The organism is Limnohabitans sp. 2KL-17 (assembly GCF_003063415.1).
In the GTDB taxonomy this organism is placed as follows: Bacteria; Pseudomonadota; Gammaproteobacteria; order Burkholderiales; family Burkholderiaceae_C; genus Limnohabitans_A.
In genome coordinates, this window is record NZ_NESK01000016.1 from 82,928 (window position 1) to 97,026 (window position 14,099).

The window sequence follows — 14,099 nt, forward strand, 5'->3', positions numbered from 1 at the left end:
TGAGCGCCGCCCTCAAACGCTCAAACGCTTAAGGCCAGACTTCACACATCAATGGCCTGTGCCGACCCGGCCTGCTTGCGCAACTCGAACTTCTGAATTTTGCCGGTGCTGGTCTTGGGCAACTCCCCAAACACCACCGCACGCGGCACCTTGAAGCCCGCCAGATGCAGCTTGCAGTGCGCCACGATCTGCTCGGCCGTGACCTGGGCGCCTGCCTTCAGTTCTACAAAGGCGCAAGGCGTTTCGCCCCAGCGGGCATCGGGCTTGGCCACCACGGCCGCTGCCAACACAGCAGGGTGGCGATACAGCACATCTTCCACCTCGATCGATGAAATGTTCTCGCCGCCCGAGATGATGATGTCCTTGCTGCGGTCCTTGATCTTGATGTAGCCATCGGGGTACTGCACTGCCAGATCGCCACTGTGGAACCAGCCCCCAGCAAAGGCTTCTTGCGTGGCCTTGGGGTTCTTGAGATAGCCCTTCATGGCGATGTTGCCCTTGAACATGATCTCACCCATGGTTTCGCCGTCTTGCGGCACCGGCTGCATGGTTTCGGGGTTGAGCACACGCACATCGCGCTCCAGGTGGTAACGCACACCTTGGCGGGCGTTCAGCCGGGCGCGATCGCCAATGGGCAGGGCGTCCCACTCGGGGTGCTTGGGGCAAACGGTCGCAGGGCCATAGACCTCGGTCAGGCCATAGACATGGGTCAAATCAAAACCCATTTCTTCCATCCCCTCGATCATCGACGCTGGGGGCGCAGCACCGGCCACCATGGCTTTGATGCCTGCCGGCACACCGGCCTTCATCTCGGCAGACGCATTGACCAACAGGCCGTGCACGATGGGCGCACCGCAGTAATGCAAGACCCCGTGCTGCCGCATGGCGTCAAAAATCGTCTGGGCATCCACTTTGCGCAAACACACATTCACACCCGCCCGCGCCGCCACCGTCCACGGAAAGCACCAACCATTGCAATGGAACATGGGCAGCGTCCACAAGTAAGCTGCATGCTTGGGCATGTCCCATTCCAGAATGTTGGAAATCGCATTGGTCGCAGCCCCCCGATGGTGGTAGACCACGCCCTTGGGGTTGCCCGTGGTGCCGCTGGTGTAGTTCAGCGCAATCGCATCCCACTCGTCGCCGGGCAAATTCCATGCAAAGTCTGCATCACCCCGGGCGACAAAAGCCTCGTAGCTCACAGTGCCCAAGGCCTCGCCAGGGCCTTTGTAAAGCGCATCCTCCACATCGATCACCAGCAACGGCTTGGTGGACTGGCGCAGCGCCAGGGCTTTTTGCATGACGCCAGAAAATTCCGGGTCTACGATCACCACCTTGGCCTCGCCATGGTCCAGCATGAAGGCCACTGTTTCCGGGTCCAGCCGGGTGTTGATGGCGTTCAGCACCGCGCCTGCCATGGGAATGCCAAAGTGCGCCTCGACCATGGGCGGGGTGTTGGGCAGCATCACGGCCACCGTATCGTTCTTGCCAATCCCCGCTTGCGTGAGGGCGCTGGCCAGCTGACGGCAGCGTCGGTAAGTCGTGGCCCAGTCCTGGCGCAAATCGCCATGGACGATGGCCAGGCGAGTGGGGTACACCTCGGCCGTGCGCTCGATGAAGCTCAGGGGCGAAATAGGGGCATGGTTGGCAGGGGTCTGGGGCAAATCCTGGTCGAAGATGCTGACTTTGGTTTCTTGCATGAGGTCGTTCCGTTTCGTCTGTGGATCGTCTGTGGATCCAATGCCGATCAGTTTGCCTGAGCTTGGACAGAAATCCATGCTGGTTTGCACCAAAACAAGTCACTGTATCTGCCCAAAATGGCCCGCGCAATCAGCGAAAATAGCCCGATGGCCATCCCCCAGTCATTCATTCAGGAGTTGCTGTCCCGCATCGACGTTGTCGAGGTGGTGGGCAAATACGTGCAACTCAAGAAAGGTGGCGCCAATTTCATGGGCCTGTGCCCCTTCCATGGCGAAAAATCCCCCAGCTTCAGCGTCAGCCCCACCAAGCAGTTTTTTCACTGCTTTGGCTGTGGCAAAAACGGCAACGCCATCGGTTTCCTGATGGAGCACGCGGGCATGACCTTCATCGAAGCCGTCAAAGACCTGGCCCAGCAAACCGGCATGCAAGTGCCCGAAGAGCAGCAATCGCCCGAAGACCGCGCCCGCGCTGCGGCCCAAAAAGCCAAGCAAGACAGCCTGAGCGATGTGTTGGAAAAAGCAGGGGATGCCTACCGCGAGCAGCTCAAGATCACGCCCCGCGCGGTCGAGTACCTGAAGGGCCGGGGCCTTTCGGGGCAAATTGCCAAGCGCTTTGGCATGGGCTATGCCCCCGAAGGCTGGCGCTCTCTGGCCAGTATTTTTCCCAAATACGACGACCCTTTGCTAGCCGAGTCGGGCCTGGTCATCGTCAATGAAGAAGACGACAAGCGCTACGACCGGTTTCGCGACCGCATCATGTTCCCGATCCGCAACATCAAGGGCGAGTGCATCGGCTTTGGCGGGCGCGTGATCGGCAGCGGCACCCCCAAATACCTCAACTCTCCGGAAACCCCGGTCTTCCACAAAGGCCGCGAGTTGTATGGCCTGTACGAAGCCCGCGAAGCCTTGCACAGCGCCGGCTACGTGTTGGTGACCGAAGGCTACATGGACGTGGTGGCTCTGGCCCAGCTGGGCTTTGCCAACGCCGTGGCCACACTGGGTACGGCCTGCACCCCGGACCACGTGCAAAAACTTTTCAGATTCACCGACGCGGTGGTCTTCAGCTTTGACGGCGATGGCGCAGGCCGCCGCGCCGCGCGCAAGGCACTCGATGGCGCCCTGCCCTACGCCACCGACGTGCGCAGCATCAAGTTTTTGTTTTTGCCCGCCGAGCACGACCCCGACAGCTATGTGCGCGAGTTCGGCCAAGACGCGTTTGCCGAGCAAATCAAGCAGGCCATGCCGCTGTCGCGCTTTTTGATCGAAGCAGCCAGCGTCGACTGCGATCTGCAAACCGCCGAAGGCCGTGCCCGCTTGTCCAGCCAGGCCCGCCCCTTGTGGCAACTGCTGCCCGAAGGCGCTCTCAAGCAACAGCTGCTGTCAGAGCTGGCCCAACTGATTCAGCTCGAAACGGCTGGCCTTGAGCGCCTGTGGGGCCAGCAAGCGGCCACCGACCAGCGCTTTGCATCCGGTGCAAGAAGCGCTGTGCCAACGTCACAAAACGCCCCTGCCGCCTTCAACCAGGCCGCAGCCAGCATCGACGAATACCCCAACTACGAGCCCCATTACGGCGAGCCCTCTGCTTGGGCAGGCGGCCACGGGCAAATCCCGGAGCCTGGTGCTGGTTACGGGGCATATGGCGCGCAAGCCGGCTATGCAAACCCAGGGGCATCCGGCAACAACTGGCCTCGCAAGAACCCCAACTGGACGCCCAACAGCAAATTCGGCAACAGCCGTTACAAACGTGAGCAGCCCCCGGTTTACACCGGCCCCCGCACCGTTCCTGCCAGCCGGGCAGACCATGCCGCACGCCTGCTGTTGGGGAACATGGCACTGTGGGAAACGCTGGCTGGCGAAGACCACGCCATGCTCTGCGCTCTGCCTGCGCCCCACGGGCCTTTGTTTGCCTGGCTCGAATCGCAGTTTCACGAACAAGGGGCTTTGGGCTGGTCCACTTTGCAGGCTGAAATGCAAAGCCAGCCTTTTGCACAAGAAGCCAGCCTCTGGATGTCGCAAGACAAATTGAACCCTGTGGCAGGCAGCGAAGACGCCACCCCGCCCGACCCGCAAGAAGCGCGACAAGAGCTGCGCGGGCTGTTGAATTTGCTGTTGATTGACAGGCTGCAGCAGCTCAAGAACGAGGCCCTGGCGCAACACCAAAGCGGCGAAGACCCGGACGCACTGCAGCGTTACAGCAGCCTGGACAAAAGATGGCGAGAACTCAAGGCAGCCGCCGCCTTGTCAACCGAACAGTGAACTTCACTTGCCCAGCAACTGATTGAGCTGGGCCGCCTGAAAGGTTTCGCGGGTTGCGGCATCACCGGGCATTTGCACCTGTTGCTGGGCGCACAGCTGCTCTAGGGCTTGCCAGATCATGGCAATCTGGTGCTCATGGCCTGCAGCGTTGTCGATCAAGCCCCCCAAAGCCTGGCTGACCGGGTCATCGTCTTGCGTGATGCCATAGGCGCTGAACTTGCGCTCGGTGCCCGCCACATCGGCGCTCTCACCTGCCTTGGACAAGATGATTCGGGCAGGAATGCCCACCGCTGTGGCCCCGGCGGGCACGGGTTTGATCACCACGGCATTGCTGCCGATCTTGGCGCCATCGCCCACCTCGAAGCCGCCCAGCACCTTGGCGCCGGCGCTGACCACCACATCGCGGCCCAGTGTCGGGTGGCGCTTGGCCCCTTTGTAGAGCGATGTACCGCCCAGCGTCACACCTTGGTAAATCGTGCAGCCATCACCGATTTCTGCGGTCTCGCCCACCACCACCCCCATGGCGTGGTCAAAGAAAACGCGCTCGCCAATTTTGGCGCCCGGGTGAATTTCGATGCCGGTCAAAGCCCGCGACACATGCGAAATAAAGCGCCCCAGCCACTTGAACCCGTGATGCCAGCACCAATGCGCCCGGCGGTGCAGCACCAAAGCGTGCAGGCCCGGGTAACAGGTCAGGACCTCCCAAGCGGTGCGCGCGGCGGGGTCTCGGTCGAGGATGCATTGGATGTCGGAGCGGAGACGAGAAAACATAAGCACCGAGTCTATCGCTTGGCGCTGGCCGTCTGGATCATGGCTTTTGCCACCCCGCGCAGGATGTGGATTTCTTCGGGGCTCAGATCAGCCCGGTTGAACAACTGGTTCAATCGGGGCATCAGTTTTTTGGGCGCTTCAGGGTCCAGAAAACCCAGGTCGGTCAATGCCTGCTCCCAATGGCTGAGCATGCCTGCGACCTGTTGCGCATCGGCCTTGTCTGCGGGCAAGACCCCGTCTTGAACCGGGAACCCGCCCAAAGCCACGCGCCAGTCGTAGGCCAGCACCTGAATGGCCGAGCCCAAATTGAGCGACCCAAACTGGGGGTTGGTCGGGATCGACAACGCCACATGGCAGCGGTAAACGTCTTCGTTTTTCATGCCAAAGCGCTCACAGCCAAACAAGAATGCCACGCATTGCTCGGGCGCACCGGCTTGGGTCAACTGGGCAAAATGCTCGCGCGGCGTGCGGGTGGGCGGGCCAAAGTCACGCGGCGTCATCGCCGTGGCGCACAAATGGGTCACACCGTCCAGCGCTTCGTCGAGCGTTTCCACCACACGGGCCTTGGCCAGCACATCGTTGGCCCCACTGGCCCGCTGAATGGTTTCTTCCTTGCGCAGCACATTCGGCCAGCGCGGTGCCACCAGCACCAGGTCGTCAAAGCCCATGACTTTCATGGCACGGGCAGCGGCACCCACATTGCCAGCATGGCTGGTTTCTATCAGGATGAATCGCGTTTTCATCCCCCGATTGTCCATGCTGAACCCACCCGCATCGCGCACCCTGCAGCAACTCTGACTCGAAAACGACAAGGCACCCCTGGTTTCATGAGAAAATGCTGCCTTCGCCACCGTGATCGTGCGGCTGTCTGTCTGGTTCTTCACACAATTTATGTCGTCCAATCTCCACCCCATGCTCAACGTGGCCATCAAGGCTGCGCGCGCCGCTGGCGCCATCATCAACCGCGCCGCGCTCGACGTTGAAGCGGTTCGCATCTCGCAAAAGCAGGTCAACGATTTCGTCACCGAAGTTGACCACGCGAGCGAAAAAATCATCATCGAGACCCTGCTCACCGCCTACCCCGACCACGGCATCCTGGCCGAAGAGTCGGGCCGCGAATTCGGCAACCCGCTCGCTGACCACATCTGGATCATCGACCCGCTGGACGGCACCACCAACTTCATCCACGGCTTTCCGGTTTATTGCGTGAGCATTGCCCTGCAAGTGCGCGGCAAGATCGAGCAAGCCGTCATTTACGACCCCACCCGCAACGACCTGTTCACCGCCACCAAAGGCCGCGGCGCTTTCATGAACGACCGCCGCCTGCGCGTGAGCAAGCGCATCCGCTTGCAGGAATGCATCATTTCCACCGGTTTCCCCTTCCGCAAGGGTGACAACTTCAACCAGTACCTGCGCATGATGGGCGATGTGATGCAACGCACCGCAGGCCTTCGTCGTCCAGGCTCAGCCGCCCTCGACCTGGCCTATGTGGCTGCAGGGTTTACAGATGGATTTTTCGAGACAGGTCTGTCCCCTTGGGATGTGGCTGCGGGCTCGTTGCTGGTCACCGAAGCCGGGGGCCTGATCGGCAACTTCACAGGCGAGTCGGACTTTCTGGAACAAAAAGAATGCCTGGCCGGTGCCCCCCGCATTTATGGCCAGTTGGTCAGCATCCTGGGCAAATTCAGCAAGTTCGCCAGCGTGGCCGACAAAACCGCCGTGCAGGCCGCGGTCGAGACCCTGAGCCGCGAGCGCAGCTCAGCCAACGAAGAGGCCGATGTCACTGCAGACCAGGTCCAGGCTTCAGAACCCAAAGACGCCCCGTTTTAAGCGCCTCATTTTCAAAACCCGGACTCTTGCATCAACACCGACAAGGCCTGTCGGAAATAGCGCGATGCAGGCGCCTCCCAACTGGCGTGCAATGTGATCTGGCCACGCACGGCCTGATCAAAAATTTGGGCCTGTGCGTCCTCGACTTTCAGACTCACCCGGTAAATGGCCCGCTCCGGAATGAGCTGGTTGTTTTTGTCCCGTGACAACACGTGGCCTCCCCACTGCGCCGCCAGCTCTGGTTTGGGCAAGACCCTGGAAGCGTCTTGATCGACCGATGCCACCGTCAAGCGCAACATGACCCCGCTGGCACTGTCTTTGTAAAAATAGGCCGCATCGCCTACACGCACGCGCTGCACGGCGTCTTCGTCCAGCCAGGTCTCCACCAGCCAAGGGCTGTTGGCCTTGATCAAGGTGCCCAGTTTTTCCTTGCGCGACACCCACTGCCCCACTCGCAAATCAGGGTTCACGTCTTTCAGCGTTCCGGCATAGGGCGCACGAGGTGCAAATTGCAAAGCCTCGGCATCCGCACCTGCCAATTCCGCCTGAGCGGTGTACAGGCTTTCCTGGTTCACCAGCAGGCGCTTGCGCGATTCTTCATCCAGCCCAGACGCCGCTGCCTGCCAGCGTTGCTGATCCAGACGGGCCTGCAAAGCGGCCCGCTTGACCACCAAGTCCGGCACATACAGCGACATGATCAGATCGCCCTCACCCACGCGGGCACCTTCCTTGAATGGCAATGCCTCAATCCGGGCTCCAGAAGGTGCAAACACGGGCCATTGCTCAGCGGGGCGCAGCAACGCGCTGGCTGTGACCCGGCCAGGCCATGGAACCAGCATGAGCACCAGTGCCAACAAAACCACCCAGACAGTTTGCCTAGACTTCGGTTGCTGTCGAATGTCAGGCCAACGCGCCTTCCAGACCTTGAGCTCAGACCGGATCGGGAACCAGACAAACCAGACGATTTCGACCAGAAACAAAAAGATGCCCAGGACTTTGAAAAAGTAAAAATACACCAACAACGCAATGCCCAGAAACAGCACCAATCGGTACAACCAGGTGCCCAATGCAAATGCAATCAAGGCCTTGGCCTGCAGGGGCTTGAAATGCTCCGGCGGCGCATCGCCCAAACCAAACAGCCATTCCCGCAGCTTCCAGCGGGCCATGGCAAAACTGCGCCCGTGCAGGTTGGGCATGTCCAGGGCATCCATCAAGATGAAATAACCGTCAAAGCGCATGAAGGGGCTGGCATTGATGGCCAGTGTGGCGATCCAACTGGTGGTGGCCAACACAAAGGCGGCCGACTTGATGCCCCCCTCAGGGAACAGCGCCCAGGCCAGGGTGGCCCACGCCGCAATGACCAACTCGGTCAGGATGCCAGCCGATGCCACCTTCAGGCGCTGCATGCGGTCGGTCAGGCGCCAGGTTTCGTTGGTGTCGGTGTAAGCCACCGGCCACATCACCAAAAACGCAATGCCCATCGCCGGAACCCGACAACCAAAACGCTTGGCGGTGAAGGCATGGCCCAACTCGTGCAAGAGCTTGACCAAAAACAGGGCCACGCCATAAGCCAGCAAGCCATCCAGGTTGAAGGTGTCCACCAGCGAGGCACTGAAACTCTCCCGCCGACGCACCACGTGTGACAAGCCCCACACCAAGGCGGCCGCCGTGATCCAGGCAAAGCTGCGTGTAAAAAACAAATTGGCCACAGGCAGCCACCGGCTCAGCCATGCATCAGGCCTGACCAAGGGCACCCGAAAAAACAGATAGTGGTGCAGCAGCCAGTTCATCGGGGTGCCCTGCATCTGGGCCAGGCGCGCCGCCATCTTGGCAGGCGCATCAGCACCTTCAGGCTGCACCAGTTGATGCGCCACCAAAAAATCGACCACCGCCACCACGTCCTCGGCCGACAAGGCCAGGGTGGTGGCCTGCGATACCGCATCGGCAATGGCCTGCGGGGCGTCCAGTTCCCAGCGCTGCAGCACTTCGAACGTGGGCCAGTCGATTCTGTAAAACTGGTGTCGCACCGGATCATGCAAAGTCCAGCTTGGCTGGCCATCGGCCAGGCTGGCACCTGGCAGCAAATCCAGCTCGTCGCGCAAACGTGGCAAGCCCATGCTGCTCAAAGCCCCAGGTAAGCACGCGCAGTGGCCAGTGGGCGGCGCATGGCCCAATAGCAAAGCGGAACCCAATCACCCTGAAGTTTGACGGTGCCCTTGAGCCCTACACGGTGGTTTGTTTTCTCAGACAGGCTGGCGCGCACACGGTAAGCGAAATTGCCGTCCGGGCGCTGCACGGCATCGTGGGCCAAGTAGCGCAATGTGGCCGAAACCGGCGACAAAGGGCTCGCGCTCAAATACAGACTGAGCGGGGCGCCCGGCTGCATATCGATCGCATCGGCCAGCGGCAACCAAGCCTCGACCTCGGCATCGTCCAGGGCGGCAATGCGCAGAATGCGCTCGCCCACCGCCACTGGCTTGCCCATCCATTCGGCCGGGTCATCCATCAACACCACACCGGCTTGTGGCGACAACACACGGGCACGTTGCAGTTGTTCGTTCAGGTAATCGGTCTCGGCGCGTTTTTCGTTCACCTTGCCCTGCAAAAGCGCCAGTTGGCTTTTGGACTTGGCATCGGCAAGCGCCATTTGGGAGGTCTGGCGGTAATCGGTTTCCGCAGTGGCCAATGATTGCAGCGCCACATCCAACCGCGCCTGAATCACGACTTCGTCAAAACCGAACAAGGGCTGCCCGGCTTGCACAGTCTGGTTGGGTTGCACGTGAAAAACATCGATCACCCCATCCAGAGGTGACCGCATGATCATGGGGTTCGCAGGCACCAACTCACCGGGCGCCAACACCGACATGCGCACCGGAAACAGCAACACCAGCAGCAGAAAACCCGCTGCGCGAAGGGTGTTTTGTTGCCACCAAGACTTGCCGGGCTGGCGCTCAAAAACCTGGCGAACCCTTGCGCCCCAGGCCTGCAGGGTTCTCAAGCGCGGGCTGTGCTTGGCCTCGAAAGCGTGCCACCACGCATCGACCCATTCCCGCAGCACAGACAACTCGGCATCAAGCCAAAGCTCATCGCGCAGCAGCAGCAAGCCAGCTGAGCCATCCGGGCTGCCCGGCCGGTCCATGCGCAGCCACAGAGCATGCGTTGGCCACCACTGCGCCCACTCCGCTGCCAAATGGGGCGGCAAATCGACCGATGTCAGCGTGGTGCTCGGCCCACCGGCCTGCGCTGCGAGGTGCGTGCAGACAGCCTCGAGCCACAACACATAAGGCGCATTGGCCTCAATCTGAACCACACCCGACAAGCTGTAAGCGCCCTCTTGCTGCAACCACAGGGCTGCTTGGCGGTAGTGCGCCAGACCCTGCGTGTCGTTGACCAGCATGAACGCCAACTCACGGTCCGAGGCAGCCTGCCGCGCCCTGCGTGAAAGGATCCACACTTGCGCCAACGACTCCCAAGCATCGGTCACTGCCACCGGGGTATTGCTCATCCAGCCTTGGCCCTTTGCACTTCGGCGGCACGCACAGACACTTCACGGGCCGGGGCAGGCGTCGTCACCTCGCCACCCAGCTTGATGAGGGTGATGGGGCGCTGCCCTGCCAGACGCAGCTTTTCGGTCAGGCTGTTGCGGCTTTGTGGCTTTTGTTCAGCGGGCTTGTCACCCACAAACAACTGGAACAGGGCCACAGCCTCGCGGCCATCGTCATCCATCGCGGTCACTTTCAAATCCAGCTTGCCCCTGAAGTCCTTGGGTGGGTTCACCTCAAAAGAGCCTGTGGCCGGGTCAAAGCGGACCCAACCCGGCAGCGGAGAATTGTCAGCCTGTTTGGCATCCAGCTTGATCACCGCATCCTTGTCGGAGTGGATGAACGCGTCGTAAGGCAGTGATATCTTGGCTGAATTGCCATTGCCCTCGACAAACTGGTCTGTGACGCCACGGTTCAGCAACAGACCTGGTGATCCAGCTTCATTGACCGCCACGCGAAAGCCTGACGAACTGGTCAAAATATCACCAATGGGCACAGGGGCCTCCACGGGCACCAAACGGGGTGCCAGGGGCTTAAGCTCTGAGCTGAAAACCTGCGTCGCTGACTCGGACTGATCTGACGGCGTGACCGCAGCGGCAGCCGCCTTGGGCTCAGTGGCTGCTGGTGACAACACAATCGGCGCGGGCTTGGGCTGGTCATTGTCTTTGGTGACAGCGAGATCATTCGCACCCGTCTCGAGGGTGGACAAGGCTGTGATCGGCTTGGTGACCGTGCCTGTGCCATCGTCAAAGATGGACAAGAAGCCCGATGTAGCCTGGCCACCTGAAGTCACCACCAGCTTGAGCTGCTCTTCGCCTTCATACACATCATCACGCTCATTGGTGATGTCAATGGCCACCAAGACCGGCACAGTACCCGCTGCCACCGGCCCGGTGTAAAGCTGCCAGGTGGCACCGCCGTCCAGCGAGTAATAAATAGGCGCCGTATCCAGCGAGTCGTTGGGCTTGCCCTCGTTGTCCCCTGTCGGCGCTTTTCCAGCCTGCGCGGCGTTTTGCACGTCCAGCGTGAGCAACTGGCCGGGGTTGGCATTGACCGTGAAGACGGCACGGGGCGAGTTTTCGTTGTAGTTGCCGCCGGTGACGGTGATGGGGCTGTCGTCATCGCGAACAGCAGTTGCGTCATTGGTGCCATCGTTCTTGAAGATCGCACCCGTGCCATCGTCCTTGATCGTGGCCGCGCCGCCAGTGCTAACCGTGCCGCCAGTGCTGGTCGCCACCAGCTTGAAGGTCTCGTTGTTGTCGCTCGTGCCATCGTTGGTAAGCGCCGTGCGCACCAGCAGTTTGCCGTTGGCATCGAGTGCCACGTTGCCGCCGGTGTAGCTCGTCCAGTTCGCGCCGCTGTCCGTCGAGTAGCTCAGGCCACTCCCGCTGGCCAAGCTGTAGTCCGTTCCACCCGCTGTGGCCGGGTTGCTGGTGCCCACTGCCAGTGCCAGACTCGTCAACTGGTTGGCTGCACCGGTGACTTCGAATACACCGTAAGGCGAGGCTTCGTTCACCGTCAGATTTGTGATCGAAATAATCACGGTATTGACCGTCATGGTCACCGTGTTGTCGGCATCAGCGCCGTCCGCGTTCACATTGCCCGCGGCATCGCTGAACTTGGTGTTGGCCACGCTCACCACGCCATTGGCCGTGCTCGAGGCGTCCGGCGTAAAAGTGGCCGTGTACACCGTGCCGCTCACTGCCGTCCAGCCAGACAGTGCCCCGCCAGCCACCGTGACATCCGTCGCGATAAAGTCCGTGGCCGCCTCCGACAGCGTGAACGTCAGCACCGCCGTCTCACCGGCTATGAGGCTGGCCTTGTCGCTGCTGATCGCTATCGTGGAGGGGACATTGTCTGAGCCGATGCTAACCGTGTTGTTGGCATCAACTCCGTCTGCATTGGCATTGCCTGCCGCGTCAGTGAATTGGGTATCGGCCACACTGATGGTGCCTGCGGCACCCGCAGCCGTGAATGTGGCGGTATAGACCGACGAACTCACTGCTGTCCAGGCAGACAAAGCCCCGCCGGTCACCGTGACATCAGCCTCCAAAAAGTCTGTCGCTGGCTCAGACAAGGTGAAGGTCAAAACAGCGGTCTCGCCATTGATCAAGCTGCTTTTACTGCTGGCAATCGAGATTGTGGGTCGCCGTGTATCGATGTCGTAGTTGTTGGAGTTGGTTGAACCCGTGCCGGCATTGCCCGCAGCGTCAGCAACCCCGGTGTTGTCCAGCGTGATGAGGTTGGTGGTGTCCTCAATGCCCGCAGTGGGCGTGAACGTCGCCGTCCAGGTCAGTCCCCCGTCGGTGGAGCTCACGCCTGTCAATGCACCGTTGGCGATCGTCAAGTCGCTGTTGCTGAAGCCCGAAACGGCCTCGCTAAAAGTAAAGGTGACCAGTGATGTCTCACCGACCTTCATTGCGTTATCGGCCACCACAATGCTGACGGTAGGCCGCTGTGTGTCGACGGCGTAGTTGTTGGAGTTGGTAGAACCCGTGCCAGCATTGCCCGCAGCGTCAGCAACCCCGGTGTTCTCCAGCGTGATGAGGTTGGTGGTGTCCTCAATGCCCGCAGTGGGGGTGAACGTCGCCGTCCAGGTCAGCCCCCCGTTGGCGGAGCTCACGCCTGTCAATGCACCGTTGGCGATCGTCAAGTCGCTGTTGCTGAAGCCCGAAACGGCCTCGCTGAAAGTAAAGGTGACCAGTGATGTCTCACCGACCTTCATTGCGTTATCAGCCACCACAATGCTGACGGTAGGCCGCAGTGTGTCGATGGCGTAGTTGTTGGAGTTGGTAGAGCCCGAGCCAGCATTGCCGGCCGCGTCAGTAACCCCGGTGTTGTTCAGCGTGATGAGGTTGGTGGTGTCGTCAATGCTCGCAGTCGGCGTGAACGTGGCTGTCCAGGTCATTCCGCCATCGCCTGAACTCACGTTGGTCAAGGTTCCGTTGGCAATCGTCAAGTCAGCGTTGGTAAAACCGGTGACGACTTCGCTGAAGGTGAAGGCGACCAGGGAGGTATCGCCGATCTTCAGTGCGTTGTCGGCCACCACAATGGTGGCGGTGGGGCGCACGGTGTCTATCGCATAGTTGTTGGAGTCTGTTGTTCCCGTGCCGGCATTACCCGCGCTATCAGAGACTCCTGTGTTATCGATCGTGATCAGGTTAGTGGCGTCCTGAATGCCCGCAGTCGGCGTGAACATGGCTGTCCAGGTGACGCCACCGTCGCTGGAGCTCACTGCGGACAAGGTTCCGTTGGCGATCGTCAAGTCGGCGTTGTTAAAACCGGTGACGGCTTCACTGAAGGTGATGGTGACCAGGGAGGTCTCGCCGATAATCAAGGCGTTATCAGCCACCACAATGGTGGCCGTGGGGCGTGTCGTATCCACTGCGATGCTGCGCGTGGCCTGGGTAGCTGGAGTACCTGCCACATCGCTCACGTCAGCCGTCACCATCTCGCTGGCCTCAAAATTGGCAATATCAAGCACCTGCACGTTGAGTGTCCAGGCATTGCTGCTCACGGTGGTGGTGTAGGTGTTTCCGTCTACGGTCACCGTCACGGTTCGCCCATTTTCGATGTTGCTGGTGGTGCCACTGATGGCGACCACGCTGGATGCCTCGCCGGCATTGATCACATCATTGACTGCAATCGTGCTGATGGTGATACTCGGCCTCGTGGCGACCTGCACGGTCACCAGTTGGTCTAGGGCTACGCTGAATAAGTCCACCGCATTGGGTGCTGTTTCGTTATAGGTCGATGAAACAACAGACCCTTGCCCTAGCGGCCGATGCAGGAGCCGGATTCGAACAATACCGTCGCGCAACCAGGCGCGACGTGTTCCTCTCCACAATGAATGAGATCGTTCCGTGGCATGCGCTATGCGAAGTGATCGAGCCGCATTACCCCAAGCCGGGCAATGGTCGCCCGCCGGTGGGACTTGAGCGTATGTTGCGCATGTACTTTGTGCAGCACTGGTTCAACTTGGCCGACGAGGCTTGCGAGG

The 14,099-nt window shown here is 60.6% G+C and carries 9 protein-coding genes; 3 read left to right on the forward strand and 6 right to left on the reverse strand.

The annotated features are described in order from the left end of the window. Window positions 1-41: 41 nt before the first annotated feature. Window positions 42-1,700: an acyl-CoA synthetase gene (locus B9Z45_RS09705; protein WP_108407030.1), complete on the reverse strand. Its 1,659-nt coding sequence runs from the start codon at window positions 1,698-1,700 to the stop codon at window positions 42-44. 147 nt (window positions 1,701-1,847) lie between these two features. On the opposite strand from B9Z45_RS09705, the gene dnaG reads away from it, so the two are divergent. Further along, complete coding sequence (gene dnaG, locus B9Z45_RS09710; protein ID WP_108407031.1) at window positions 1,848-3,956, forward strand: DNA primase; 2,109 nt, start codon at window positions 1,848-1,850, stop codon at window positions 3,954-3,956. 3 nt (window positions 3,957-3,959) lie between these two features. On the opposite strand, the gene cysE is transcribed toward dnaG, so the two are convergent. Next, window positions 3,960-4,727 carry a serine O-acetyltransferase gene (gene cysE, locus B9Z45_RS09715; RefSeq protein ID WP_108407015.1) on the reverse strand — a complete coding sequence of 256 codons (768 nt, stop codon included), beginning with the start codon at window positions 4,725-4,727 and terminating at the stop codon, window positions 3,960-3,962. A gap of 11 nt (window positions 4,728-4,738) precedes the next feature. After that, complete coding sequence (locus B9Z45_RS09720; protein ID WP_108407032.1) at window positions 4,739-5,470, reverse strand: RNA methyltransferase; 732 nt, start codon at window positions 5,468-5,470, stop codon at window positions 4,739-4,741. Window positions 5,471-5,618: 148 nt separating this feature from the next. Between B9Z45_RS09720 and B9Z45_RS09725 the strand changes: the two genes are divergently transcribed. Then, entirely contained in the window at window positions 5,619-6,557 is a 939-nt protein-coding gene (locus B9Z45_RS09725; RefSeq protein ID WP_108407016.1) for an inositol monophosphatase family protein, read from the forward strand. Window positions 6,558-6,568: 11 nt separating this feature from the next. On the opposite strand, the gene B9Z45_RS09730 is transcribed toward B9Z45_RS09725, so the two are convergent. The 3 genes from B9Z45_RS09730 to B9Z45_RS09740 all read right to left on the reverse strand — a co-directional run bounded on the left by B9Z45_RS09730 (window position 6,569) and on the right by B9Z45_RS09740 (window position 13,823). Next, on the reverse strand, window positions 6,569-8,668 hold the full coding sequence (locus tag B9Z45_RS09730; protein ID WP_233252154.1) for an HlyD family efflux transporter periplasmic adaptor subunit: 2,100 nt from the start codon (window positions 8,666-8,668) through the stop codon (window positions 6,569-6,571). 11 nt (window positions 8,669-8,679) lie between these two features. Next, window positions 8,680-9,423 (reverse strand): efflux RND transporter periplasmic adaptor subunit, encoded by a 744-nt coding sequence (locus B9Z45_RS17610; protein ID WP_370445826.1) that lies wholly within the window; start codon window positions 9,421-9,423, stop codon window positions 8,680-8,682. Window positions 9,424-10,058: 635 nt separating this feature from the next. Continuing rightward, entirely contained in the window at window positions 10,059-13,823 is a 3,765-nt protein-coding gene (locus B9Z45_RS09740; RefSeq protein ID WP_199221877.1) for an Ig-like domain-containing protein, read from the reverse strand. Window positions 13,824-13,852: 29 nt separating this feature from the next. Here B9Z45_RS09740 and B9Z45_RS09745 point away from each other — a divergent pair. Next, window positions 13,853-14,099, forward strand: a 247-nt coding sequence (locus B9Z45_RS09745) for a transposase (RefSeq protein ID WP_146180858.1), incomplete at its 3' end; no start/stop codon positions are given.

Excerpts from the sequence above, each read along its gene's own strand:
- B9Z45_RS09725 (WP_108407016.1), top strand. The coding sequence starts at position 5,619 with ATGTCGTCCAATCTCCACCCCATGCTCAACGTGGCCATCAAGGCTGCG.
- B9Z45_RS09720 (WP_108407032.1), bottom strand. The coding sequence starts at position 5,470 with ATGAAAACGCGATTCATCCTGATAGAAACCAGCCATGCTGGCAATGTG.
- cysE (WP_108407015.1), bottom strand. The coding sequence starts at position 4,727 with ATGTTTTCTCGTCTCCGCTCCGACATCCAATGCATCCTCGACCGAGAC.
- dnaG (WP_108407031.1), top strand. The coding sequence starts at position 1,848 with ATGGCCATCCCCCAGTCATTCATTCAGGAGTTGCTGTCCCGCATCGAC.
- B9Z45_RS09705 (WP_108407030.1), bottom strand. The coding sequence starts at position 1,700 with ATGCAAGAAACCAAAGTCAGCATCTTCGACCAGGATTTGCCCCAGACC.
- B9Z45_RS17610 (WP_370445826.1), bottom strand. The coding sequence starts at position 9,423 with ATGTCGGTGTTGGCGCCCGGTGAGTTGGTGCCTGCGAACCCCATGATC.